This window comes from Pseudomonas sp. W2I6 (assembly GCF_030815935.1).
GTDB lineage: Bacteria > Pseudomonadota > Gammaproteobacteria > Pseudomonadales > Pseudomonadaceae > Aquipseudomonas.
Map to the genome: position 1 here is coordinate 3,015,630 of NZ_JAUSXJ010000001.1, position 24,694 is coordinate 3,040,323.

The window sequence follows — 24,694 nt, forward strand, 5'->3', positions numbered from 1 at the left end:
GCGGGATTACCAGAATAGCGAGCAAAATATGGCCGCCATTATCCGGGTTTCGAGGCGTAAGTCTTGTGCTTTCGGGCCTGGCCGATCGTTGGCGATGGGTATCAGCCGTGTTGAAAGTCCGCAATCTGCTGCCACATCGCGATCGGGTTGGAGTACATCGGGAAGTGCCCGCACCGGGCAATCGGCGCCAACCGCACGCCTTGCGCCTGGATATGCGCCAGGTACGACAAATGGGCATTCTGCTCGCCGTACATGAACATGCGCGGGCATTCCAGGCCGAGGAACTTGCCCATCAAGTCGGCGTTATCCGACAGTTCGACCATCGACTGGAAGATCCCCCGCACCGCCCTGGCACGCACCTTGTGCCGCAGGCTCGCCGAATACAGCGCGCTGGCGTAGGCCGGTGCCTGCCGGGTGCGCTCGATAAAGGCGCTGAAAAACGCCTCGGGATCGTCCGCCGGGTAGTCGACGATCTGCCGGCTGAGAAAGCAGTCTTCCGGGGCGATATTGCCTTCGATATCAACAAAGCTCAGCACCCGGCCCGGGAACTGGTGCGCCAACATCAGCGCGGTGAGGCCGCCCATGGAATGGCCTACCAGATGGAAGCGCTCGATGTTGAAATGCTCCAGCACCTGCAAGGCGGTTTGCAGCAGGAACGGGATGGAGATCTTCGACAGGTCATCGCAATGGCTCTCACCGCAACCCGGGGCGTCATAAGCCAAAAATGGATGACCGTCGAAGGCAGGTTGCTGGACGATGTCGGCGTAATCTTCCTTGGTCGAGCCAAAGCCATGCAGGAACACGATTGGCGCCAGGGTACCCGCGCGGTGGATCGTGGCGATGTTCAACGGCACATCGGCGACGACGATGGGGAGTTGTGTGTGGGTGAATGGCATGGTGAAGACTCCCTGAAAAACCGATTGGCGGCTCAAAAGCCGTTAATTTCAACGGTATTCAGGTTTCTGTAAATTCCTGATTCGGGAAGGTATTCATAGGCTGATCGTATGAGTCGTTCCATAACGCCCTACCCCGCACTCAATCCCCACAACACGTCCAACACATGTTGCGTAGGCCGCTCAACCTCCCCGGCGCGATGGGCGATCCCCAGTTGGCGCCACAGCAACGGTTGCAACGGTCGCATCGCAATCCGGGTGTCGTGCAAGGGCGTGGACGCTTCATGGGGCAACAACGTGGCCCCGTAACCGGCGGCCACCAGGCTTTTGATTGCGTCGTTGTAATTCAGCTGAATACGCGCCGTCGGCTGGTAGCCGTCATTGGCAAACCACTCCGAGGTCAGGCGCGAAAGCCGGGTGGTGTTGTCATTCAGGATTAACGGCTGGGCAGCCAGCCAGGCGGGTGTTACCACCTCGGGGCATTCCCGGCGCGCCGGCAAAAACGCCATGACCGGGTCGCGCCGCCAGGGCTCGATCCGCAAGCCCTTCACCGGTGCCTGGGGCAGCGCCACCAGGCCGATCTCCAGGGCGCCCTCGGCCAGCTTCTTCAATGTGTCCTGCGACGTGAGCACCGCCACCTGCACATCAATGGCGGGATGATGTTGGCTCAAGGTTTCCAGGGCTTGCGGCAGCAACTGTGCGATGGCTCCGGTTGAGGCTCCCAGGCGCACCCGCCCCGCCAGCCCCTGCACCTGTCGCTCCACGTCTTCAAGCGCCTGCTCGGCATCCGCCAACAAGCGGCGCGCGCGCTCCACCAGGGTTTCGCCAATCGCTGAAGGCTGCACCCGCCCACGGGTACGCGATAGCAGCTTGCTGCCCACTCGCGCCTCCAGGTCGGCGATATGCAGGCTGACGGTGGGTGGCGCCAGGTTGAGCATGCGGGCTGCTTCGGCGAACGAACCGAGGTCGGCAATTGCCACCAACGTACGCAGGCGGTCCAGGCTGATTTCGCGCATGGGTCAATCCTCATTCATAAAAACTGAACTTCATCGTTTGGAAATTCAACTTTTCCTATCCTAGCGGCTGGCCGAAGATTGGAACACCTGATTTCCTATCCGAGTGCATCCCATGGCAAATCCTCTTGTATTCATCGACGGCGACCAAGGCACCAACGGGCTGCAGATCCATCAACGCCTGCGCGACCGCACCGATCTGCAACTGATCACCCTCAGCCCTGAACACCGCAAGGACCCGCAGCAGCGCGCCGAGATGATCAACGCCTGCGATATCGCGATTCTCTGCCTGCCCGACGACGCCGCACGGGACGCCGTCGCCAGCATCCACAATCCGGCCGTGCGGGTGATCGACGCGAGTTCGGCACACCGCACTCATCCCGACTGGACCTACGGTTTCGCCGAGATGAACCCGCAACAGGCGCAACGCATTGCCACGGCGCAGCGGGTGAGCAATCCCGGTTGCTATCCCACCGGTGCGATTGGGTTGCTGCGCCCGTTGCTTGAGGCCGGGCTGCTGCCCGGGGACTACCCGACGACCATTCATGCCGTCTCGGGCTATTCCGGCAAGGGCCGCGCCGGGGTGCAGGAGCATGAGGGCGCCGACGCCTCACAGGCGCCCGCCTTCCTGGTGTATGGGCTTGGGCTGGCACACAAGCATGTGCCGGAGATTCAGCAGCAAAGCGGGCTGACGGAAAGGCCGACCTTTGTGCCGGCCTACGGGGCTTTTCGCCAGGGGATCGTATTGACCATCCCCCTGCAACTTCGGTTATTGGCGCCGGGTGTGAATGGCTCGCGGTTGCATGACTGTTTGACTCAGCACTACCGCGATACGAATCACGTCCAGGTGCTGTCGATGCAGGCCGCCAAGGAGCTGACCTACCTTGACCCTCAAGCGCTGAACGGCACGGACGATGTGCGCCTGATCGTGTGTGAAAACCACGAGACGGGCCAGGTCCTGCTGGCGGCGATATTCGACAACCTCGGCAAGGGCGCCGCAGGTGCCGCCGTGCAGAACCTGGATTTGATGATCAAGCCGAGACCGTAGCGATAAAGGCGCGCAGGTCCGCCAGCATCAACGCCGGCTGCTCCCAGGCCGCGAAGTGACCACCGGCGGGCATCTCGCTCCAGTGCACGATGTTGAAGGTCTTTTCGGCAAATGAGCGCGGCGGCGGCACGAACACCGGATCACGAAAGGCGGCAAATCCGGTCGGCACCTGGATGCGGGTGCCGACCGGGAATTTTGACGATCCCTCAAGGCGCTTGCCGTGATACATCCACGTCGCGGTGACCATGGAAGATGGCGCGAGATACAACATGATGTTGGTCAGCAGTTGCTCCTCGGTAAAGGTGCCCCAGAGATCCGGGCTGCCATCGGCGGTAGTGGGCAGATCGGCCCATGTGCCGATTTTTTCGAGGATCCATCCCGCGGCCCCCACAGGGCTGTCGGCCAGCGCGACACCCAGGGTCTGCGGGCGGGTTTCCTGCTGGTGGTTGTAGCCGGTTTCCCAGTCGATCAGCACGTCACGCCGGGCGACGAAAGCCTCCTCCTCCGGCGTGGTCGCAACGGTGCCCTGGGCCAGCAGGTCGGCCATGTTCAGGTGAATCCCCAGTAACGCCTCGGGCCGATCGTGGGCCATCCAACCGGCGATGCCCGAACCCCAGTCACCGCCCTGAACGATGAAGCGGGTTGGCCCGAACAGCCGGGCCATCAGCCCATGCATGAGTTCGCCCGCCCGACGGGGGCCAATCACTCCGGTGATCGGCCTGGAGAATGCAAACCCCGGAAGCGACGGCACGATCACATCGTGTCCGTCAGCCGCCAGCGGTTCCAGCAGCGCCTCGAATTCCAGGTACGAACCTGGCCAGCCATGGAGCAGCAGGATCGGCGGCCTGGAACCGTCGCCCCGCACATGGACGAAGTGCAGGTGCTCGCCCTCAATCTCGGTGATGAAGTTGGGCAGTTGGTTGAGGTGTTTTTCGACCCGGCGCCAATCATAGGATTCCAGCCAGTAAGCGACCAGGCGCTGAAGGTCGCGCACGCCAACGCCCGACTTCCACCCTCCCAAATCGGGAAGCCGGGTCCAATCGTAGGCGGCGACTTTGTCGCGGATGGCCACAAGACGTTCGTCGGGGACATTGATGGTGTAGGGCAAGATCATGGGATTCTCCTGGTGAGTTTCCGTATTGCATTGCTTTACGCAATACTGAACCCGACAAAAACCGATGTGAACCCCATTACGCCGCTCAAGGCCTTTGCGAAAAACGCACAAGTGAGTTTCCCGTGGACATAACGGACGAACTGGAAATCTTTACCCTCGTGGCCGAGACCGCGAGTTTCTCGGCGGCCGCGCGTCGCTTGAACCTTGCGCCCTCCTCCATCGCGCGGGTGCTGGACCGCATGGAGGCCCGGCTGGGCGTACGCCTGTTGCTGCGAACCACGCGCTCACTGACCGTGACCCCGGAGGGTGCCGCCTACCTGTCGTGCGCCCGGCGGATCCTCACGGACCTGCGGGAAACCGAACAGCAGATTACCGACCAGAGTTCACCCCGCGGGCGCCTGCGGGTCAGCAGTTCGCTGCTGTATGGCAGGACCTTCGTGATCCCGTTGTTGGGCGAGTTCATTCAGCGTTACCCGGACATCCTGGTGGACATCAACCTGACCGACACCGTGGTCGACATCGCCGCCGGGCAAGCCGACGTCGCAGTGCGATTGGGCCCGCTGCCCGACAGCAGCCTGACGTCCCGCCGGCTGGGCGCCACCCACAAGGTCATCATTGCTGCGCCGAGCTATCTGGCACGACGCGGCACGCCGCAGGTGCCGGAAGACCTGCTGGATCACGACTGCATCGGTTTCAACTTCAAGCGTGCGGCGCCCACCTGGCCGTTTCGCAAGGATGGCCACGACTATTCACTGACGATCAAGGGCCATGTCGAAACCAATAACGGTGACACCCAGGGCCAATTGGCGGCCGAGGGCATCGGCATCGCGCGGGTCTGCGCCGAGACCGTGGCGGACGCCATTCAGGCGGGTCGGCTGGTGCCGCTGCTGGAGGCATTCAATCCAGGCGATGGCGAAGAGATCCATGCCGTGTTCCTCGGCGGTACCCACACGCCGGCGCGGGTCCGGTGTTTTGTCGACTACCTGGTTGAGCGGTTCCAGTAGGCGCGAAATTGCATGATTACTCGGCAACGAGTTCGACGTAGTTCGACTCCCCGCCTCCCGTCGCGCCCGACAACCAGCCCCAGACGAAGGCCAGGGTGGTACGCCCGGCGTCATCCACGCCTAGCGTGCCCCGGGACCAGCCGGCAAGAATCTCGCCCTCGGTGGTCAGGCACTGGTACAGCAACTCGATGGTATCGGGGCCTGTGGCGCGCCCGACTTGATTGCCCATGCGAATCCGGCCGCCCTGGTAGGTGCCCCATATGGCGTTTTCATCGACGTGGTAATGAAACACGGTGCCTGTACCGGACACACCATGGGTGTTGCCCGCGACGATAAACCGGCGGTTGTCCAGGCGTTCGCTGATTTGGCAAAAGGCATTTGGCATTGACAGGCGCTTCCTTGGTCGAGAGGGTTCATTCCGGGGCGCCCAACCTACCTCATATGGCTTTTGTCGGTCATGTAAAACCTGCACAATTGTGGGCTTTCCCGCGACAGGACGTCCCTTCATGCAACGCATCGTGATTCTCGGTAATGCGGGCAGCGGAAAATCCACCCTCGCCCGCGCCCTCGGACAACGCCTGGGCCTGCCCGTGGTGCACCTGGACACCCTGTTCTGGTCGCCCGGCTGGGTCGAGCCCGACGCCGAGCAGTTCCGTACCCGCGTGCGCGACGCCGTTGCCGCCGATGGCTGGGTGTGTGAAGGCAACTATGCGCGGCGCACGTTCGACCTGCGCCTGCCCCGTGCCGATTTGATCATCTGGCTCGACACGCCACGGCTCACCTGCTTTACCCGGGTGATCCTGCGCAGTGCGCTGAACCGCCCGCGCCCGGATATTCCCGCCGGCTGTACCGAGAAACTCGACCGGGAGTTCCTGACATTCCTGAAGTACGTGTGGACGTTTGATCGCGGCCACCGGCCAGGTATCGAGGCGGTGCGGTTGGCGGCAGGCCCGTCGGTGCCCGTGGTGCACTTGCGCGGTGGCCAGCAGATCGCCGAGTTTCTCGAGCGCTTGCCCGCAGCATCTGAAGGCTGCCTTGAATAGAGGGAGCAGGAGCGTTGGCCGCGATAGTGGGTCGTCTTGCCAGTGAAGAAATCATTGATGGCAAGACTTCCACCGCTTTCGCGCCATGCCGTCCTACAGGTTTTTTCAACTGTAGGATCTTGTTGGCAGCCGCTCCCTCGTGCGACCCGAAGAAGCCCCTATCTGGATCTCAAGTACCGATAGAGCGTCTGCCGACTGATTTCAAAATCACGCGCCAACTTGGATTTACTTTCTCCAGCAGCGGCCCGGTCAATCAAGTTTACAACCTGATTGTCAGACAGCTTTTTCTTGCGACCTCTATAAGTCCCACGATTCTTTGCACTGGCAATTCCCGCCGCCTGTCTTTCCCTCATCGCAGCGCGCTCGAACTCTGCAATCAGCTCCATTACCGCAATGATCGACTCCACGACTTCAAGACAGTCATGCCGGAAAACCAGGTTTTCGTTCAAACACTCCAACGTGACCTGCTTTTCAATCAACCGGCGAATGATGGCGCACAGCTCCTCCGTGCTTGAAGTCAGCGCTGCCATGCTGTCCACCACCACGGTATCCCCGCACTGCAGGTAGCGGAGTAGCCTTTCCAGGCCTGCAGGATTCGCGGCATTGTCTGCCGGCTCATCGCAAAACACGGCATCAAATACATCGTCGCTTGTTATTTTCTCTACGCCACCCTCGGGCTCTTTTAGAGCGCGCCGGACATATTTGATGCGATGCAATCTCATGGTGCCTCCTTGGCAATACTTGTACAGCGTCATTTTATACTTGTACAAACTGTAACTAAATCATCAATTCCTTACACCGCACTTGTAACACTGAACCCACCCAAAATACACAGTCGCAAAGAGTTGAACTTCCCTTATCATTTTGAAGTATGGAATTCTAACAAGCTTTTCGCAAAAAAGTCGATTTCGTACTCCTTGAATGCCCCGTGCAATTCAAGCAACCCATATGAGTATCTACTGTTTTACAGCTCAAATAATTGACATGACCGGCTTGACGCGGCTGTTAATTTCTCGATGCAATCAGAGGATGAATGGATGAATGTCTTGGAAGGCGCCATCGAAATTGATCGCCCAACTGCCGATCAGGAAAAGATTGATAAGGTAACCCGCAGTATTACCGATCATGGGAACTACCTGCGAAAGCGTTATCCGATCCTGCAGCACCAGGATGCTCTGGGCGCGAGTGTCATGGCGTTTTCCCTGATAGGGATGGTCATTACGGGAGGGCTCTATCTAAAGGGTTTTATCCCCGCATGGATGTGTATTCTGGTCAATGCGCTGCTGACTTCGTTCATTCATGAAATCGAACATGACCTGATTCATCGCCTTTATTTTAGAAAACAGCCGCTGGCCCATAATGCCATGATGCTCTTCTGCTGGCTGGCACGCCCGGGTATGCCCAGCCCGTGGCTAAGACGCAGTCTGCACTTTCATCACCATAAGGAGTCCGGAACTGATTCTGATGTTGAAGCCTGGATCACCACGAGCGGCAGTCCTTGGGGAATACTGCGATTACTCAAACTGGTGGACGGATTTGTATTTGGTTTTCTAAATGCGGTGTTTGCCCCTGGATGGAGGCAAAAGGTAAAATTGTTAGGCAAGATCATTCGGCTCAATACACCATTCGGGCTTCTGTATTGGGGGTGCTGGTATGTGTTCCTCGGCTACCACCTGTATGTCTGGCTTGGGTCAATTACCGGGATGGAGGTTCACAGTTCAGCTACGACGCTGGAATTAATGGATATCGTCAATAGCGCAGTGGTTATTCTTATAGCGCCCAATATGATACGGCAGTTCTGCCTGTTCTTTATAAGTTCAAATATGCACTATTACGGCGATGTTGCCCCGCGTAACGCATTACAACAAACCCAGGTGATGAACCCTTGGTGGCTGTGGCCGTTCCAGTTGTTCTGTTTTAACTTTGGCAGCACTCACAGCATCCATCACTTCGTGGTGAGAGACCCGTTTTATCTGCGTCAGATGACGGCACCTCATGCTCATAAAGTCATGGCCCAGGCCGGTGTCAGGTTCAATGACTTCGGCACCTACAAACGAGCCAATCGCTTTTCCATGGAGCACTCCCAAACTCGGTCTCGTGGGTGAATTCCTCCACAACCATTATCGGTGTTCGGCAAGTATCAAGGGCCGCACTTCAAATACGAGGACGTTGAGGTATGAAAGCGCAAGGGATATGTGCGAAGCAGTTTGAAGCGGTCAAGCAGGCCTTCGAGGACATGTTCGATGATCCGCAGGAACGTGGGGCCGGCCTGTGCGTGCAGGTAGGCGCAGAGATCGTTGTCGACCTGTGGGCCGGCATGGCAGACCAGGCGGGCACGAAACCCTGGACCCGCGATACGCTGGCCAATACCTTCTGCGTAATAAAACCCTATGTCGCGGTGGCCGTCCTGATGTTGGTTGAGGCGGGCAAGCTGGAGCTGGATGCACCCGTGGCCCGTTACTGGCCCGAGTTCGCCCGGAGCGGGAAAACAAAGGTCACCCTGCGCCAGGTGATGAACCATACCGCAGGCCTGCCGGCGCTGCGGGGGCCCGACCATAACCCCATGATGTATGACTGGGAGCACATGCTGCGACTGCTGGAGGCCGAGCCGCTGTGGTGGGAACCGGGAACAGACCTGGGCTACGGCACCACCACGTTTGGCTGGATCCTCGGCGAGTTGATTCGCCGGGTGGACGGACGAGATCCCTGTGTGTTTATCCACGAAGAGATTCTCGATCCCCATGAGTTGGACGTGCACCTTGGCGTGAGCGAAGAACACTTTCACCGTATCGCGCGTTTCGACAGTGCCACGGGACGAGTCGGTGACCCTTACTCGCAGGCGTTGCGAACCGTGGTGAAAAACGAGCCGTCGCATATCGCGACGCTCGCCTTCACCAACCCCGGAATGGTGCCCAGACGAACCAGTGACCCTCGCTGGTGGGCCTACCGGCAACCCGCCGTGTGTGGACACGGTTCGGCTCACGGCCTGGCCGGTTTCTACAGTGCATTGATGGCAGGAAACTTTATCGGTCCCGAGCTGCTTACTGAATTCAGCCGTGAGCACAGTCATGGCATGGATCGAGTATGGATGCGCCCCATGCGTTATGGATTGGGTTGCATGCTCGAGCAGCAACGCGACCCGACGGCTTCCCATGCAATGGGCCCGAACACCTTTGGCCATATCGGGCTTGGTGGCCCGATCAGTTTCGCTGATCCCGAAAAACAAGTGAGCTTCGGTTTTGTCACCACGACTTCGGGCAGCCATTCGATGATTGATCCACGCCCCCGCCGACTTTCATCCCTTGTCTATGCGGCGCTTTGAAGGCAAGGGGCGGATCTGTTCATCTGAGGCTTTCAAGGGGGCGCAATACTGCCGAATGCAACGCAGCAAGTTTGTGGCAAGACACAAGTGGCTGATGGCAAACCGAAACCTTCCCCTCCCGGCCAACAATGAGTCATTGGCTTATGAACGAAGGCTGGTACAACGACGACATGATTTATTTATAAATAAATTCATACGCCTCAATATAAGAACCTATCTCGTTTGAATGAGCAGTCACCCACACTGCATTCATGCCTGTCTTTCTTTGATCGTTGAATTCCGACTGAGTGGTACAAAGCGCAACCCAGCGCTCAGTCTTTAAATCCTTAATCCGCAGACCCGCCTCACAACGACTGAACTTTCCAACGTAGGGCCCCGGAGTCACCAGCTCGTATGGTGACGCATACTGAACAATGTCGCCGGGCAACAGGTACGTCACGACGTCATAACTGTGCAAGGACAAAATCAGACCCAGGCAAAAACCACCAAAAAAAGATTCTCCAACACGGTTCGGGTTTCTTACAGCCGGACGATAGTAGGTGGCCCTTGCAGCAAAAAAGAGTCCAACCAGACAACCAATGACTATATAGGTCGTCCACTCGGGAATCGATGGCATTAAAACCGTTCGCATTACAATGCGACCGGCCCAGAGTATATAAGCAATCCATGCTCCAAATACCAGACACACCACCAACAACAAGGTTCTTATCTTTGATTTGTTTTCAAATGAAGGATATTCCATTCCCTGCCTACTCTATTTTTAATTCCCGGGAAAAGTACTTCGTGCTTCACGCCAACTTCCTTTACCCGATTGGCATGCCGGGCATATTAACGAATGAGCGTCATGGTGACCGATCTATTTACCCGCGATTCACAGACATGGCCAGAGCGCCATCGGTTCTACCCATTAGCGCAAATTGTTCAACCGCCTCACATCCCTTATCCTCGTGGCCTTACCTGCCAGCGCCCGCCGGAGCCCCCCATGGACCTCGCCACCCTCACCCTCTTCCTCCCGGCCTGCTTCGCCCTGAACATGGCGCCAGGCCCGAACAACCTGCTGTCCGTGAGCAACTCCACCCGCTACGGCTACCGCACTTCGTGCCTGGCAGGCGTCGGGCGACTGCTGGCCTTTGCCGGGATGATCGCCCTCGCGTCCGCCGGGCTGGCGGTGGTGCTGCAAACCTCGGAGTTGTTGTTCTACGGGATCAAGATCCTGGGGGCGGCGTATCTATTTTATCTGGCGTACCAACTGTGGCGGTCCAATCCGCACGCGGAGGCTGAGTCGACAGCGCCCAAGGCGGGCTTGTGGGCCTTGGCGCGACAGGAGTTCCTGGTGGCCGCCGGCAATCCCAAGGCAATCCTGATTTTTACCGCCTTCCTGCCGCAATTCGTCGACCCGGCACGTCCGATCACGCCGCAATTTGCCCTGCTGGGAGCGATGTTCCTGGCGCTGGAATGGTTCGCCATCAGCGCCTACGCCTATATGGGTTTGCATATGCGCCGCTGGTTCGCGCAGCCTCGGGGCAAGCGGATTTTCAACCGCTGCTGTGCGGGGTTGTTGTCGGCCGCCGCGACGGTATTGCTGATGGCGCGCAGGGCCTGAGCACTGCGAAAAACCGGCGAAAACGCTTACAATCGCCGTCTCACCGCAACTCAGGCAGGCCAGCTCGCCCATGGCGCTCGACCCCATCACCATACTGGTCCTCACCATCGCACTGGCAGGCGCCGCCGCGCTGTACCTGGCCGTCGAGTGGCGCAATGTCCGCGAGCCATCGCTGCTGTACTGGACCGCCGGTTTCGCCATCATCAGCGTGGGCAGCACCCTGGCGCTGTTGCGGGCCAGCGGCCTGCTGTTGATCGGCATCTGGTTCGCCAACGGGCTGCTGATCACCGCCCACTGGCTGTTCCTGCTGGGCGTTGCGCGTTTCACCCAGGTGCGCCTGTCTCGCGCCTGGTACCTGATGTTCGTGGCCTGGTTTGCCATGCTGCTGTTGCCGGAAGGACAGTCGTGGTCCAGGGCCATGCTGCTGGCCAACTCGCTGCTGGTTGCCCTGCCGACCCTGCGGGCCAGTTTCCTGTTGCGCCCCCATGGCCGATCACTCAGCGTGGGCGCGGTGCAACTGCGCTATGTGCTGCTGGCCCACGGGCTGTTCTATCTGGCCAAGTCGCTGGTGGCGATCGTGCCGGGGACACTGATCGACCTGACGGCGTTTCGTGGCGAGATCATTCAGGTGTCGCTGGTGGAAGGCGCCATGGCGATCATGCTGATTGCATTGTCGATGACCGGCACCGAGCGCTACCGCCGTGAGGAACAGATTGCACGGTTGGCCGCCCGCGACCCGTTGACCGCGCTGTATAACCGCCGCGCCCTTGAAATGCGCGCGCCGAACCTGCTGAGCGAGGTCTCGCAGGCCCGGCCGGGTGCCCTGCTGTTGATCGACATCGACAATTTCAAGCTGATCAACGACCTGTACGGCCATACCGCGGGCGACCGGCTGCTGGTGGCCCTGAGCGAGATGATTCGCGCGCAGTTGCCCGATGATTCGCTGGCGGCGCGGTTGGGTGGCGACGAGTTCGTGATCCTGCTTAACGACACCTCGAACGCGCGCATTGTCGCGCTGGGCAGCGCCCTGCGCGAACAGTTTCATCAGGCTGCCTCGCAGGCGTTCGCCACGCCCGAAGCGGTGACATTGAGCATCGGCGCCAGCCTGTTCGACACGCCCCCCGCCAGCCTCGCGGCCTTGATCGAACAAGGCGACGCGGCGCTGTATGAATCCAAGCGCGGTGGACGCAACCGTATTCGTCTGGTGGACCGGACGGCGGTGGGCGCCGATTGACTCAATCGGTGCATCAACCTTTGAGCGCCGCCTCAATCCCCGCAATATCAATCCTGGTCATCCCCATCATCGCATCAAACGCCCGCTTGGCCGCTGCCGGGTCGGGGTGGGTGATCGCCGCGCTCAGTACACGCGGGGTAATCTGCCATCTCACCCCCCATTTATCCTGGCACCAGCCGCAGACGTTTTCCTGGCCGCCATGGCTGACAATCGCGTGCCACAAGCGGTCGGTTTCCGCCTGGTCGTCGGTGGCCACCTGGAACGAGAACGCCTCGTTGTGCTGCACGCCGGAGCCGCCGTTCAGCCCCAGGCAAGGAATACCCATGACGGTGAATTCCACGGTCAACACATCGCCCTGTTTGCCCGCCGGATAATCCCCGGGGGCGTGATGGACCGCGGTCACTGCGCTGTCCGGGAAGGTCCTGGCGTAGAAGTTGGCAGCGTCCAGTGCACTGCCGTCGTACCAAAGGCACACCGTGTTTTTGCTGAGCATGAGTGTTCTCCAGCGTGGAGGTTCGGACTTGCAGTGTAGTACCGCTACCGACAAGAATGCGTTCGCGTCCTGACATGAACCCAAACGGTGCAGAGAATGAGTAATGGTGTAAGGATCGACCCGCGAATCATCCCGGCTCCGCGGTCCATCAGCCCCGAGGCCCAGGCGATGCTGCAACGCATGGTGAACGCCGATGGCGTGCCGCTGAACAGCCTGTACACCCTGCCCGCACCCGATGACCACGCTGGCTGGCGCCGCATGCAGGCCGCAGTTGCCCAACAGTACGCGGCGTCCCAGGCAGGACAGACGGCAGACCACGTTGAGACATTCACCGTGGAAGACGCCACCGTGTACCGGGCGACGCCGGCATACGGGGCCGAGTTCGCCTATATCGACCTGCACGGCGGCGCCCTGGTGTTCGGCGGCGGCGAAAACGCCCGCCTCGCCGCCGGCAAGCACGCCGACCTGCACAACCTGGCCTGCTACGGCGTGGACTACCGCATGCCGCCTGACCATCCGTACCCGGCGGCACTCGATGACTGTATGGCCACCTACCGGCATGTACTGAAGCACCACACCCCGGACAAGATCGTGATCGGCGGACGCTCGGCCGGAGGCAACCTCGCCGCTGCCATGGTGCTGCGCGCCCGCGACGAAGGCTTGCCGCTGCCGGCCGCGCTGGTATTGCTGTCACCTGAAGTGGACCTGACCGAATCGGGCGACAGCTTCCAGGTCAACCGCACCGTCGACGTGGTGTTGCCCAACCCGCTGATGAGCACCAACCTGCTGTACGCCGCTGGCGCGGATTTGTCTCACCCGTACCTGTCGCCGCTGTTCGGGGATTTCGCAGCGGGCTTCCCGCCGACGTTCGTGCAAAGCGGCACCCGCGACCTGTTCCTGTCCAACGCCGTACGCCTGCACCGGGCGCTGCGCCGGGCCGAGGTACCGGTGGAACTGCACATCTTTGAAGCAATGCCCCACGGCGGTTTCATGGGCGCGCCGGAAGACGCAGAACTGTCGGCAGAGCAGGTGCGTTTCGTGCGCCACTGGTTGAACCGCGACTGATCGCCGTGAGTTGACACACCCTGTAATAATCCATAAAGATAAGCGCCTTCTTCAGGGTGTGTCCTCAATGTCTGCAACGACCTTCAACTTTTCCGTCATTGGCTTGATTGCCAAGGCGCAAGGTTGCGTTGCGCACGCCCTCAAATCGAAGAAACAGTCGCTCATGTGACCGGGGCGCGCTGTCCCGTCAGATGAGCTGACAGGACATTGAGCGCGAAGGCCCCCTCCTCTTGCTTACTTCCCTCTGCCCTTCTGACGGTGACGAAATCGGTCAACCATCAGGAGAAAGCGCATGTCATCGTTTCAAGGTATCTGGGTTCCCGTCGTTACACCGTTTCATAACGGCGCCATCGACTTCATCGGCTTGCGCCGCCTGGTCTGCCATCTGCTGGAACAAGGCGTGGCCGGGATCATGGTCTGCACCACCACCGGCGAAGCCGCAGCACTGAGCCGCCGTGAGCAGTTGGCGATGCTGGATGCCGTACTGGAACTGGTACCGCCGCAGCAGGTGGTGATGGGCCTGGCAGGGTATAACCAGATTGAGCTGCTGCAGTTCCAGAGTGAAATCCTGCAACGCGCAGTGGCCGGTTTGCTGGTACCGCCGCCGAGCTACATCCGCCCGTCCCAGGCGGGCCTTGAAGCGTTCTTCCGCACCGTGGCCGATGCGTCCAGTGTGCCGATCATTCTGTATGACATTCCCTACCGCACCGGTATCGCCTTCGAACAGGCGACGTTGCTGAACATCGTTGCCCATGAACGGATCGTCGCGATCAAGGATTGTGGCGGCAACCTGGCCAATACCCTGGCGCTGCTGGCCAGCGGGAATGTGGATGTGTTGTGTGGCGAGGATGTGCAGATATTCAACGCGCTGTGCCTGGGAGCGACCGGCGCGATTGCCGCGTCGGCGCATGTGCGTACCGCGGATTTTGTGGCGCTGCATCGACAGGTTCGCGACAACCGGTTGCTGGCGGCTCGCGAGACGTTTTTCGGGCTGCTGCCGTTGATTCACACAATGTTCGTGGAGCCCAATCCGGCGCCGGTGAAGGCCGCGCTGGCGATGGAGGGTTTGATCGGCAGTGAGTTGCGGGCGCCGATGTTGGGGGCGAGTGAGACGGTGACAAATCGGTTGCAGCAAGTATTAGGCGTGCGGCAATAACCCGTGGCGAGGGAGCTTGCTCCCGCTGGGCTGCGCAGCAGCCCCAATTCAGGCACCGCGTTTTCGCCAGGTAAAATGGGGTGACCGGTTTTGGGGGCGCTTCGCACCCCAGCGGGAGCAAGCTCCCTCGCCACAGGGGGCGGGCTGCCTCGTCGATACGAGGGCTTATCCTCTCGCCACCGCCAACCGATGCAACGTGATCTTGCGCACCTCCTGCTTGCTCACCTCGATGTGAGTCTTGAGCAGTTGCTGCGCCAGATCGCGGTGCCGTGCCGAGATCGCATCGAGGATGCTTGCGTGTTCCTCATAGGTCGCTGCGATACGTGATTGCTGAGTGAAATCCAGCCGCCGAATGATGCGGATTTTCTCGGTTATCTCGTAATGCATGCGCGCCATTTCAGCGTTGCCCGTGGCTTGCACCAACCCGCAGTGGAACTCCTCATCCAGCGCGCAGACGACCTGTGCGTCATCCAGCCGGGCACTTTCGTCCACCCGCCAGATCGCTTCAAGCCGTTCAAGCCCCTGCTCCGCCATGCCACACAAGCGGCTGACGGCGGCCAACTCCAGCACGATTCTTACGTCGTAAAGCTCTTCGAAATAGTTGAAGTCGAACGGCCGCACCTGCCAGCCACTCCTGAAAAACACCTCCAGGTACCCTTCCCGCTCCAGCCGATACAGCGCCTGGCGCACCGGCGTGCGGCTGGCCTGCATGCGCTCGGCCACGTCGCCTTCGCTGAAGCGATCACCCGGCAGCAGGCGAAAGCCGAAGATGTCGTCCTTCACCTGCTGGTAGACCCGTTCCGCCAGGCTGTCCGGCCGTTCGCCGGGTTTTCTCATGGTTGAGAGCTGCATGCCTAGTTCCTGCTCGCCATGTAGGCGCGCCAGCCGCCGAATTCGGTGATGTCGATGGCGCCTGCCAGGGCCCAGGGCTCGCAGATAAAACCCTTCACGCTGCGCCCGTCCGCCAGGGTGAGGTTGCCGATGCCCAGCGGCGCGGGAATCTCGGCGACGAACTCACCAAAGCGGGCGACAGGCATGTCCCACAGCTCGACGATGATCGAGCGGCCCGAGTCATCCCTGGCCAGCCCCGGCTTGGGCGGAACCGTGCCCGGCAGTGCATGCAGGCGGTAGTTGCTCGCCGTCAGGGTTTGCTCCACCAGCACGGCGTTGCGGCTGGTCAGCTGGAAGTTCAGCGGCATCCCGGTGAGATGCGCCCCAACCACCGCCACCCGCACGCTGCCGGGCGCCTGTCGCGCCGGTGCCGGTTGCGGCAGATTGCGTTGGGTAGCGCCCAGCGGAAGATCAAGGCCGGCCTGCCAACGCTTGCCCAGATGCGCCAGGGCGGCGTCGTGCCAGGCCGGTGCGATAAGGGTGACGCCGCACGGCAGGCCGTCGCTCCGCAGCCCGGCGGGCACGGCCAGTGCCGAGAGGTCGGCCAGGTTGGTGAAGTTGGTGTAGAAGCCAAACTGCGAGTTGTAGAGCACCGGCTCCACGGCCATTTCCGCCAGGGTGCGGATCGTCGGCGATGTCGGCACCAGCAAGGCGTCGAAACCGGCCAGGGTGTCGTTGATGCGGCGGCTCAGTTCGGCGCGCAGGTATTCGGCTTTATAGGCATCGCAGGCGCTGTACGTGTGGCCGTTTTCCACAATGCCACGCACCACCGGGTTGATCGCTTCGGCGTTGCTGGCGAGCATGCCTTCCAGTGCCACCGTGCGCTCCGCAACCCAGGAGCCGTAATAGAGCTGCTCGGCGAGTTGCTGAAACGGGCTGAAATCCACCGCCGTGATTTCGGCGCCGAGGGACTGGAACCTGAGCAGCGCCTGTTCAAATACGGCCTGGTTCTGCGCGTCGCCAAAAAACTCCAGGCTGGCCGGAACCGCCAGCTTGATTGTGGCGCCGACCGCTACGGGAGCAGTGTTGGGATTGACGCGTGAATAGGCGTCGCTGGCGTCGTAAGCAGCAGCGAGGCCCGCAACCGTCTCGGCATCTTCAACCGTCAGCGCAAACACCGAAATACAGTCCACGGTACGACAGGCCGGCACCAGTCCGGTGTTGGACAAGCGCCCCTTGGTCGGCTTCAACCCGACGATATTGTTGAAGCCCGCCGGCACCCGCCCGGAACCGGCGGTGTCGGTGCCCAGGGAAAACGCCACCAGCCCGCGGGCAACCACCGAGGCCGAACCCGAGCTGGAACCGCCGCTGACATAGTCCGGGTTAAAACTGTTGCTCACCGCGCCGTAGGGCGAGCGTGTACCGACCAGGCCGGTGGCGAACTGATCGAGGTTGGTCTTGCCCATCAGGATCGCCCCGGCCGCCCGCAACCGCGCCACCACCGAGGCATCCGCCGCGGCGGTATAGGCAAACTCAGGACACGCCGCCGTGGTTTCCCAACCCGCCGCATCGATGTTGTCCTTGATGGCAAACGGCACGCCATACAACGGCAACTGGTCGATATCGCCATTGACCGCCGCAAGCCGCTCGGCCAACTGCGCCAACTGGTCACGCAACTGCTGCGGTTGCACCTGGCTGATCCAGGCGTTGTCCTCGGCGGGAAACGTGCTCGCCAGGGTCAACAGAATGTCGGGAGTCAGCGCCTGGCTGCGGTAGGCAGCTTGCCATTCACCCAGGGTCCAGCCGAGTTGTTCGTTGCGCATTGAGGATTCCATCTTGTATCCAAGTTTGGATTTCTTTTAGCAAACCCTGGGCCAATCAGCTGCAAGCCAATGAATACGTGAGGTTGACAGAAAACCCACCGATGGATCGCCTCCAGCCGTGCTCCGTCATGAAGCAGCAATGCGCCAAAAAAAGACATTCTGGCGGCCGCGCGGTTGCGAGCGGCCCGATACCGGCCTATGTTCGAAACCATGTTGTAAACGCTGCTGTCCATCCCATACGCCCTTTCCGTAGCCAGGTGACGACATGCCCACCGCTTCCCGCCCCGCCGTGCTCGAACTGATTGGCAATACCCCGCTGGTGCGGGTCAGCCGCTTCGATACCGGCCCGTGCACGCTGTTCCTCAAGCTTGAATCCCAGAACCCCGGCGGCTCCATCAAGGACCGCATTGGCCTGGCCATGATCGACGCCGCCGAGCGGGATGGCCGCCTGCGCCCCGGCGGCACCATCATCGAAGCCACCGCCGGCAATACCGGCCTCGGCCTGGCCCTGGTGGGACGCGCCAAAGGCTACCGGGTGGTGCTGGTGGTGCCGGACAAGATGTCCACCGAGAAAGTCTTGCACCTGAAAGCCATGGGCGCCGAGGTGCACATCACCCGCTCGGATGTCGGCAAGGGCCACCCCGAGTATTACCAGGATGTGGCGGCGCGACTGGCCAAGGACATTCCCGATTCGTTCTTCGCCGACCAGTTCAACAACCCGGCCAACCCCCTGGCCCATGAGACCAGCACCGCCCCGGAAATCTGGGCCCAGACCCAACATGACCTGGATGCCATCGTGGTTGGCGTCGGCTCGGCCGGCACCCTCACCGGCCTGACGCGCTTCTTCAAGCGCGTGCAACCTGACCTGGCCATGGTGCTGGCCGACCCGGTCGGCTCGGTGATGGCCGAGTACAGCCGCAGCGGCACCATGACCGAACCCGGCTCGTGGGCCGTGGAAGGTATCGGCGAAGACTTCATCCCCTCGATCGCCGACCTCTCCAGCGTGCGCCACGCCTATTCCATCAGCGACGAAGAAAGCTTCGACCACGCCCGCCAACTGCTGCGGGCCGAAGGCATTCTCGGTGGCTCCTCCACCGGCACCCTGCTGGCCGCCGCCCTGCGTTATTGCCGCGAACAGACCGAGCCCAAGCGCGTGGTCACCTTCGTCTGCGACACCGGCACGCGCTACCTGTCGAAGGTCTACAACGACCAATGGATGAACGACGCCGGCCTGCTGCAATACAAACACTACGGCGACCTGCGCGACCTGATCGCCCGTCGTTTCGAGGACGGCCGGGTGATCAGCGTCGGCCCCGACGACAGCCTGCTCACCGCCTTCCAGCGCATGCGCCTGGCCGACGTCTCACAGCTGCCGGTGCTGGTGGACGGCAAGCAACTGGTGGGGGTGCTCGACGAGTCGGATGTATTGCTCGGCCTGCATCAGAACGCCGCGCACTTTTCCATGACCGTGGGCAGCGCCATGACCAACGCCCTTCACACCCTCGCACCCAGCGCCAGCCTTGCGCAATTGCAGGCCGAGCTGGATCGCGGGCTGGTGGCAATCATTGCCGACGCCTCGGGCTTTCACGGCCTGATCACCCGCGTCGACCTGCTCAATCACCTACGGAGATCCCTTGCATGACCCAGCACGATAAAAGCGCCTTCGCCACCCGCGTGATCCATGCCGGGCAATCCCCGGACCCGACCACCGGGGCGCTGATGCCGCCGATCTACGCCAACTCCACCTACCTGCAGGACAGCCCCGGCGTTCACAAAGGCTTTGACTACGGACGCTCCCACAACCCGACGCGCTTTGCCCTGGAACGCTGCGTGGCCGACCTTGAAGGCGGCACCCAGGCGTTCGCGTTCGCCTCCGGGCTGGCGGCGATTTCCACCGTGCTGGAACTGCTCGACGCCGGTTCCCACGTGGTTTCCGGCAATGACTTGTACGGCGGCACCTTCCGCCTGTTCGACAAAGTGCGCCAGCGCAGCGCCGGGCATCGCTTCAGCTTCGTCGACCTGACCGACCTGTCGGCCTTCGAAGCCGCGCTGCAGGACGACACGCGGATGGTCTGGGTCGAAACCCCGAGCAACCCGCTGCTGAGCCTGACCGATCTCAGTGCCATCTCCCGCATCTGCAAGGCCCGGGGCATCATCTGCGTGGCCGACAACACCTTCGCCAGCCCCTGGATCCAGCGCCCGCTGGAGCTGGGTTTCGACATCGTGGTGCACTCCACCACCAAGTACCTCAACGGCCACTCCGATGTGATCGGCGGCATTGCGGTGGTCGGCCAGAATCCTGAACTGGCCGAACGCGTGGGCTTCCTGCAGAACTCCGTGGGCGCGATTGCCGGGCCGTTCGACGCATTCCTGACCTTGCGCGGGGTGAAGACCCTGGCGCTGCGCATGGAGCGCCATTGCAGCAATGCGCTGGAACTGGCGACGTGGCTGGAGCAACAGCCGCAAGTGGCGCGGGTTTATTACCCAGGCCTGGCATCACACCCGCAGCATGAGCTGGCACGCCGGCAGATGCGCGGGTTTGGCGGGATGATTTCGGTGGACCTGAAAAGCGACCTGGCGGGCGCCACACGCTTCCTGGAAAACGTGAAGATCTTTGCGTTGGCTGAAAGCCTGGGGGGCGTTGAAAGCCTGATCGAGCACCCGGCGATCATGACCCATGCGAGCATCCCGGCAGCGACCCGGGCGCAGTTGGGGATTGGTGACGGGTTGGTGCGGTTGTCGGTGGGGGTTGAGGACGTGGAAGACCTGCGGGCGGATCTGGCGCAGGCGTTGGCAAAAATCTAACGCGCAATCTGCCGGAGCGAGCATGCCCGCTCCGGCAACACCTTAAATAGCGTAATTGACCTCAACCATTCGCCCGGTCTTGATGGACTCCAGCGCACAGTCCGCCAAGTGCAACGCATACAGCCCATCGCGCATGTTGGTGGGCAGCGCGCGCCCCGCGCTCAGTGCCTGGATAAACTGCCCCAACTCATTGCGGTAGGCATCCGCATAACGCTCCAGGAAGAAATGCTGCAACGGCTCCAACGCCTCGGTGTGCTCGTGGTTCCAATGGCGCAAGGTGCTGGGTCGATGGTTATCCGTGAGCAGCACCCCCTTGGCCCCGGATACCTCAAGTCGCTGGTCATACCCGTAGACCGCCTCCCGACAGCAGTTGATATGGCACTGTTTCCCGGATGCGGTGCGCAGCAGCACCATCACGCTGTCGAAGTCGTCAATCTGCGCCAGGCTCGGATCTACCAGCCGGCTGGCTATCGCGCCGACTTCAATGGGCTCTTCACCCAGCAGGTGCCGCGCCATGTCGAAGTCATGAATGGTCATGTCCCGCAGGATGCCGCCGGAATGTGCCAGGTAATCCCGTGGCGCCAACCCCGGGTCGCGGCTGGTGATGATCACCTGCCGCACAGCACCAATTTGCCCCGCGTCGATGGCCTGGCGCAGGCGCAGCGTGTCGGGATCGAAGCGGCGGTTGAAGCCCAGCATGACTTTGCCGCCCTCGCGCTCCACAGCTTGCGCCGCCGCCCGCGCCTTGGCGAAATCCAGGTCAATGGGCTTCTCGCACAGCACGGCCTTGCCCTGGGACACGGCCGCCAGCAGCAAATCGATATGAGTGTCGGTGGGTGTGCCAATCACCACCGCGTCGATATCGTCCCGACTTAGCACTGCTGCGCAGTCATAGGCCGCCTCGCAACCCAGCTGCGCAGCCAAGCCATCGACGCCCTCCCGCCAGGGGTCGGCGACCACCACCAGAGTGGCATCAGGATGGGCCGCGACATTGGCCGCGTGAATGTTGGCGATGCGCCCTGCACCAAGGACAGCGATACGTAGCATGGTCGAACTCCTGGGATTGTTATTGGGTGTGGAGATTCAGTCCGGCAGGTTGAACGGTGTGACGATCTGTACCTGTGACGGCGCAATCGGCCCAGCCTTCCACAGCCGATGAAATTGCAGGATGTGCAGAAACACATGGCGCGCATCGATCTGCAGGTTGTGATCGATAATCGCGGCGACTTTTTCTTCAGCCAACAGCTGGCGATTCTCTTCGTCGAGGTCGTGAGCAATAAACACGTCCAACGGGCGATCCAGAGCCGCAAAGGCGTCGACAATTGCCCGGTTGCCACCGCCGACGCTGTACACCGCCTTCAGTTCGGGATGCTGCTTCAACGCATCGGTGACCCGGGCAAATGTTCGGTCATACACGCCGTACCCACCGCTGATATCCAGTACCCGCAGGTGCGTCGCACGGCCGCGCAGCCACATGCGAAAGCCCATTTCGCGTTCTTCCTCGCCCCGGAACAATTCGCTGCCAATCACCACCGCCACTTCCTGGGGTTGGGGTGACAGCCAGCGGGACAGGAGGTACGCGGCGGTTTGTCCGGCGGTGCGGTTATCCATGCCTACGTAGCCGATGCGCTCGCTGTGGGGCAGATCGGTGACCAGGGTCACCACCGGAATACCTGCGGCCGCCAGGTGCTTGACCGCCAGATTCACCGCCGGCTCGTCCGCGGCCTTGAGCACCACACCCTGGCTGCCGGTCTCGAGGCAGCGCAGCAATTGGTCGTGCATCGCCTGAGGCTCGATCTCTTCGAACACATGAAACCGCGGGGCGATACGAAACGGTGCCAGGCTGCCCAGTTGGGCGGTGATGGCGGCCTGCACCGCCGCACTGAAGCGCTTGGGCGTGTGCATGATCACATCGACATGAAAGGTACGGCCTACTGCCAGGCCATTTTTTTCCTGGGATTCCAGCTCATCCAGAGCCTGTTCGATACGCCGCCGGGTTTGGGCGTGCACGCTGCCGCGCTCATGCAAGACGCGATCGACTGTCGCCTTGCTGACGCCCGCCTGGGTGGCCAGTTGCTTGATGGAAAAGTGTTTAGCGCGTTCGAGCATGCCGTTGAGCCTGAGGTTTTTTTGAGGTCTTTTTGAGACTCATTGAGGTGACCGCAATGCTAGTCTCAGTTTTGCCCGGCGTCGAGCCCGGCCTTCAAAACAACAAAAACCCAGGAGACCCCGATGCCTTCAACCGACCTCAGCCATACCTTCAAAGGCCAATACTTTGTCGTCACCGGCAGCACCCAGGGATTGGGGGCTGCCGTCGCCCATACCCTGGCGCGGCGCGGTGCTGCCGGCCTGATCATCTGCGGACGCCGCCCGGACCAGGGCCAGGAGCAAGTACGGCAGTTGGCAGCGCTCGATTGCCGCGCGGTGTTTGTCCAGGCGGACCTGGAACAGATCGGCGACTGCCGCGCCGTGATCGAGGCGGCCCGTGCCCACTTCGGCACCCTCCACGGGCTGATCAACTGCGCCGGGATGTCGGATCGCGGCACCATTCTCGACACCTCCCCCGAACTGTTTGATCGACTATTTGCGGTCAATGTGAGGGCGCCGTTTTTCCTGATGCAGGAAGCCTTGAAGCTGATGATCAGCCAGAGGGTTGAAGGTGCAGTGGTCAATATCCAGAGTGTCACCGGCCACGGCGGGCAATCGTTCTTGAGTGCCTACGCGGCGTCCAAGGGCGCTCTCGCGATTCTGACCAAAAACGTGGCGTTCAGCGCCCTGCGCAACCGGATTCGGGTCAACGGCTTGAACATCGGCTGGATGGACACACCGCACGAGGATGAAATCCAGCGGCACTACCACGGTGCCGGGGATGCCTGGTTGGAGGCCGCCGAAGCCGCACAGCCCTTCGGCCGCCTGCTCAAACCTGAAGAGGTGGCCCGGAGCGTGGCATTTCTATTGTCACGCGAGTCGGGAATGATGACCGGCACGGTGATCGACCTGGAGCAAGGCGTCATCGGCTGTGGCGACGGCGGCACCCCACGCCCCGATCAGGCCTTGAGCCTGGTGGAGGGTGCGTGATGCCTGCCTTTGTCAGCGCCGATGCGGTGCAACTGGAAGATTTTCACTCGATCTGTGCCCAGCAGGCTGCTGCCGAGGACTACCCGCACTGCGCCGAAGTGTGCAGCAACATCCCGATCTATCAGGCCCAGGCACTGCGCAAAGGCGATCGTCACGCCGTGCTGGACGAACTGCATCGCCTGTTCAGCCAGGGGCCGGGAGTGATGGTGGTGCGCCAGGGCTATGCCGACTTGGACGTGGTGGACCGTCACAGCCAGGTATTCGAAGCGATCTTTGCCCAAGAGGCTGCGCAAGGTGTAGCCGCCGACCACTTCGCCAAGGCCGGCAGTAACGGACGTATCTGGAACTCATTACAGAAGGCGGCACTGCAGTCGCCGGCATCCTTTGTCGAATATTACTCCAACCCACTGCTGGGGTTGATCGCACAAGCCTGGCTCGGCCCGGGCTACCAAGTCACGGCCCAGGTCAACGTGGTGCACCCCGGTGGCCAAGCCCAGCAACCGCACCGTGATTATCACCTCGGGTTCCAGACCATCGACGTGGTGGAGCGCTTTCCGTTGCCCCTGCACACGCTGTCCCAATACCTCACGCTGCAAGGGGCCGTGGCCCACAGCGACATGCCCCTGGAAACCGGCCCGACCCAACTGCTGCCGTTTTCCCAGCAATACCCACTGGGCTACCTGGCCTGGAGGCGCACTGAATTCATCGAGTACTTCCAGCAGCATGCCGTGCAATTGCCGCTGAACAAAGGTGACCTGCTGTTCTTCAACCCGGCCCTGTTTCACGCCGCTGGCACCAATCGCACACCGGACCGCCAGCGCATGGCCAACCTGCTGCAAATCTCCTCGGCGTTCGGCAAAACGATGGAAGCTGTGGACCGCGACCGGATGATGCTGGCGCTCTACCCCTGCCTGTTGGAGCGCCTGGCGGACAACGTCATGGATGGCGAGGCGCTGCACGCGGTGATCGCCTGCACCGCCGATGGCTATTCCTTTCCCACCAACCTGGATACCGACCCACCCTTACAGGGCCTGGCTCCGCAAACCGGGCAGCAACTGATGTTGCAGGCACTGAACGAACGCTGGCCCTGCGAGACCTTTGCCGAACGCGTTGCGCAACTACACGCCAAACGCCAAGGCTGAGGAATGTTTTCAACGTCTTTCAAAACA

Annotated in this window: 24 protein-coding genes; 13 read left to right on the forward strand and 11 right to left on the reverse strand. The window is 61.3% G+C overall.

Translation table 11 applies throughout. The annotated features are described in order from the left end of the window. Nucleotides 1-101: 101 nt before the first annotated feature. Nucleotides 102-896, reverse strand: coding sequence for an alpha/beta fold hydrolase (locus QF039_RS14165; protein WP_307518962.1), 795 nt, complete (start codon nucleotides 894-896; stop codon nucleotides 102-104). Between the two features lie 128 nt (nucleotides 897-1,024). Continuing rightward, nucleotides 1,025-1,909 carry a LysR family transcriptional regulator gene (locus tag QF039_RS14170; RefSeq protein WP_307518964.1) on the reverse strand — a complete coding sequence of 295 codons (885 nt, stop codon included), beginning with the start codon at nucleotides 1,907-1,909 and terminating at the stop codon, nucleotides 1,025-1,027. A 112-nt stretch (nucleotides 1,910-2,021) separates the two neighbouring features. Here QF039_RS14170 and argC point away from each other — a divergent pair, with 112 nt between their 5' ends. Next, entirely contained in the window at nucleotides 2,022-2,954 is a 933-nt protein-coding gene (gene argC / locus QF039_RS14175; RefSeq protein ID WP_307518966.1) for an N-acetyl-gamma-glutamyl-phosphate reductase, read from the forward strand. On the opposite strand, the gene QF039_RS14180 is transcribed toward argC, so the two are convergent. Beyond that, the gene (locus tag QF039_RS14180; protein ID WP_003215148.1) at nucleotides 2,938-4,068 is read right to left on the reverse strand and encodes an epoxide hydrolase family protein; all 1,131 of its coding nucleotides are present in this window, start codon (nucleotides 4,066-4,068) and stop codon (nucleotides 2,938-2,940) included. The genes argC and QF039_RS14180 overlap by 17 nt on opposite strands. A 122-nt stretch (nucleotides 4,069-4,190) precedes the next feature. Here QF039_RS14180 and QF039_RS14185 point away from each other — a divergent pair, with 122 nt between their 5' ends. Beyond that, entirely contained in the window at nucleotides 4,191-5,072 is an 882-nt protein-coding gene (locus QF039_RS14185; RefSeq protein WP_003215146.1) for a LysR family transcriptional regulator, read from the forward strand. Between the two features lie 16 nt (nucleotides 5,073-5,088). Here QF039_RS14185 and QF039_RS14190 read toward each other — a convergent pair whose 3' ends face one another. Continuing rightward, complete coding sequence (locus tag QF039_RS14190; protein WP_177068106.1) at nucleotides 5,089-5,457, reverse strand: hypothetical protein; 369 nt, start codon at nucleotides 5,455-5,457, stop codon at nucleotides 5,089-5,091. Between the two features lie 121 nt (nucleotides 5,458-5,578). Here QF039_RS14190 and QF039_RS14195 point away from each other — a divergent pair, with 121 nt between their 5' ends. After that, nucleotides 5,579-6,115 (forward strand): ATPase AAA, encoded by a 537-nt coding sequence (locus QF039_RS14195; RefSeq protein WP_008436317.1) that lies wholly within the window; start codon nucleotides 5,579-5,581, stop codon nucleotides 6,113-6,115. Nucleotides 6,116-6,273: 158 nt separating this feature from the next. Here QF039_RS14195 and QF039_RS14200 read toward each other — a convergent pair whose 3' ends face one another. Next, the gene (locus QF039_RS14200) at nucleotides 6,274-6,837 is read right to left on the reverse strand and encodes a recombinase family protein (RefSeq protein WP_307518972.1); all 564 of its coding nucleotides are present in this window, start codon (nucleotides 6,835-6,837) and stop codon (nucleotides 6,274-6,276) included. Nucleotides 6,838-7,152: 315 nt separating this feature from the next. Here QF039_RS14200 and QF039_RS14205 point away from each other — a divergent pair, with 315 nt between their 5' ends. Together QF039_RS14205 and QF039_RS14210 are read left to right on the forward strand one after the other, a co-directional pair. Then, on the forward strand, nucleotides 7,153-8,220 hold the full coding sequence (locus QF039_RS14205; protein ID WP_307518973.1) for a fatty acid desaturase: 1,068 nt from the start codon (nucleotides 7,153-7,155) through the stop codon (nucleotides 8,218-8,220). Between the two features lie 71 nt (nucleotides 8,221-8,291). Then, nucleotides 8,292-9,437 (forward strand): serine hydrolase domain-containing protein, encoded by a 1,146-nt coding sequence (locus QF039_RS14210; protein ID WP_307518976.1) that lies wholly within the window; start codon nucleotides 8,292-8,294, stop codon nucleotides 9,435-9,437. 175 nt (nucleotides 9,438-9,612) lie between these two features. Here QF039_RS14210 and QF039_RS14215 read toward each other — a convergent pair whose 3' ends face one another. Next, nucleotides 9,613-10,179, reverse strand: a complete 567-nt coding sequence (locus QF039_RS14215; RefSeq protein WP_307518978.1) for a hypothetical protein — start codon at nucleotides 10,177-10,179, stop codon at nucleotides 9,613-9,615. Nucleotides 10,180-10,419: 240 nt separating this feature from the next. Here QF039_RS14215 and QF039_RS14220 point away from each other — a divergent pair, with 240 nt between their 5' ends. Both QF039_RS14220 and QF039_RS14225 read left to right on the forward strand, forming a co-directional pair. Then, on the forward strand, nucleotides 10,420-11,040 hold the full coding sequence (locus tag QF039_RS14220) for a LysE family translocator (protein WP_177009454.1): 621 nt from the start codon (nucleotides 10,420-10,422) through the stop codon (nucleotides 11,038-11,040). Nucleotides 11,041-11,110: 70 nt separating this feature from the next. Further along, nucleotides 11,111-12,274, forward strand: coding sequence for a GGDEF domain-containing protein (locus QF039_RS14225; RefSeq protein WP_003215131.1), 1,164 nt, complete (start codon nucleotides 11,111-11,113; stop codon nucleotides 12,272-12,274). A 13-nt stretch (nucleotides 12,275-12,287) separates the two neighbouring features. Here the strand turns inward: QF039_RS14225 and QF039_RS14230 are convergent, their stop codons facing one another. Beyond that, nucleotides 12,288-12,767, reverse strand: a complete 480-nt coding sequence (locus tag QF039_RS14230) for a VOC family protein (protein ID WP_087695027.1) — start codon at nucleotides 12,765-12,767, stop codon at nucleotides 12,288-12,290. 96 nt (nucleotides 12,768-12,863) lie between these two features. Here QF039_RS14230 and QF039_RS14235 point away from each other — a divergent pair, with 96 nt between their 5' ends. After that, nucleotides 12,864-13,832, forward strand: coding sequence for an alpha/beta hydrolase (locus tag QF039_RS14235; RefSeq protein WP_307518982.1), 969 nt, complete (start codon nucleotides 12,864-12,866; stop codon nucleotides 13,830-13,832). Nucleotides 13,833-14,124: 292 nt separating this feature from the next. Beyond that, nucleotides 14,125-14,988 carry a 4-hydroxy-tetrahydrodipicolinate synthase gene (gene dapA, locus QF039_RS14240; protein ID WP_307518984.1) on the forward strand — a complete coding sequence of 288 codons (864 nt, stop codon included), beginning with the start codon at nucleotides 14,125-14,127 and terminating at the stop codon, nucleotides 14,986-14,988. Nucleotides 14,989-15,153: 165 nt separating this feature from the next. Here dapA and QF039_RS14245 read toward each other — a convergent pair whose 3' ends face one another. Both QF039_RS14245 and atzF read right to left on the reverse strand, forming a co-directional pair. Beyond that, on the reverse strand, nucleotides 15,154-15,840 hold the full coding sequence (locus QF039_RS14245) for a GntR family transcriptional regulator (protein ID WP_307518986.1): 687 nt from the start codon (nucleotides 15,838-15,840) through the stop codon (nucleotides 15,154-15,156). Between the two features lie 2 nt (nucleotides 15,841-15,842). Continuing rightward, entirely contained in the window at nucleotides 15,843-17,642 is a 1,800-nt protein-coding gene (gene atzF, locus QF039_RS14250) for an allophanate hydrolase (protein WP_307518988.1), read from the reverse strand. A gap of 265 nt (nucleotides 17,643-17,907) precedes the next feature. Here atzF and QF039_RS14255 point away from each other — a divergent pair, with 265 nt between their 5' ends. Together QF039_RS14255 and QF039_RS14260 are read left to right on the forward strand one after the other, a co-directional pair. Next, complete coding sequence (locus QF039_RS14255; protein ID WP_003215116.1) at nucleotides 17,908-19,284, forward strand: cystathionine beta-synthase; 1,377 nt, start codon at nucleotides 17,908-17,910, stop codon at nucleotides 19,282-19,284. After that, the gene (locus tag QF039_RS14260; protein WP_307518991.1) at nucleotides 19,281-20,447 is read left to right on the forward strand and encodes a cystathionine gamma-synthase; all 1,167 of its coding nucleotides are present in this window, start codon (nucleotides 19,281-19,283) and stop codon (nucleotides 20,445-20,447) included. Before QF039_RS14255 ends, QF039_RS14260 begins: the two co-directional genes overlap by 4 nt. A 42-nt stretch (nucleotides 20,448-20,489) precedes the next feature. Here QF039_RS14260 and iolG read toward each other — a convergent pair whose 3' ends face one another. Beyond that, complete coding sequence (iolG, locus tag QF039_RS14265; protein WP_102369211.1) at nucleotides 20,490-21,494, reverse strand: inositol 2-dehydrogenase; 1,005 nt, start codon at nucleotides 21,492-21,494, stop codon at nucleotides 20,490-20,492. A gap of 36 nt (nucleotides 21,495-21,530) precedes the next feature. Further along, entirely contained in the window at nucleotides 21,531-22,556 is a 1,026-nt protein-coding gene (locus QF039_RS14270) for a LacI family DNA-binding transcriptional regulator (protein WP_003215111.1), read from the reverse strand. A 123-nt stretch (nucleotides 22,557-22,679) separates the two neighbouring features. Between QF039_RS14270 and QF039_RS14275 the strand changes: the two genes are divergently transcribed. Both QF039_RS14275 and QF039_RS14280 read left to right on the forward strand, forming a co-directional pair. Next, nucleotides 22,680-23,525 carry an SDR family oxidoreductase gene (locus QF039_RS14275; RefSeq protein ID WP_003215109.1) on the forward strand — a complete coding sequence of 282 codons (846 nt, stop codon included), beginning with the start codon at nucleotides 22,680-22,682 and terminating at the stop codon, nucleotides 23,523-23,525. Further along, on the forward strand, nucleotides 23,525-24,667 hold the full coding sequence (locus tag QF039_RS14280; RefSeq protein ID WP_307518995.1) for a phytanoyl-CoA dioxygenase family protein: 1,143 nt from the start codon (nucleotides 23,525-23,527) through the stop codon (nucleotides 24,665-24,667). Before QF039_RS14275 ends, QF039_RS14280 begins: the two co-directional genes overlap by 1 nt. The last annotated feature ends 27 nt before the right edge of the window (nucleotides 24,668-24,694 follow it).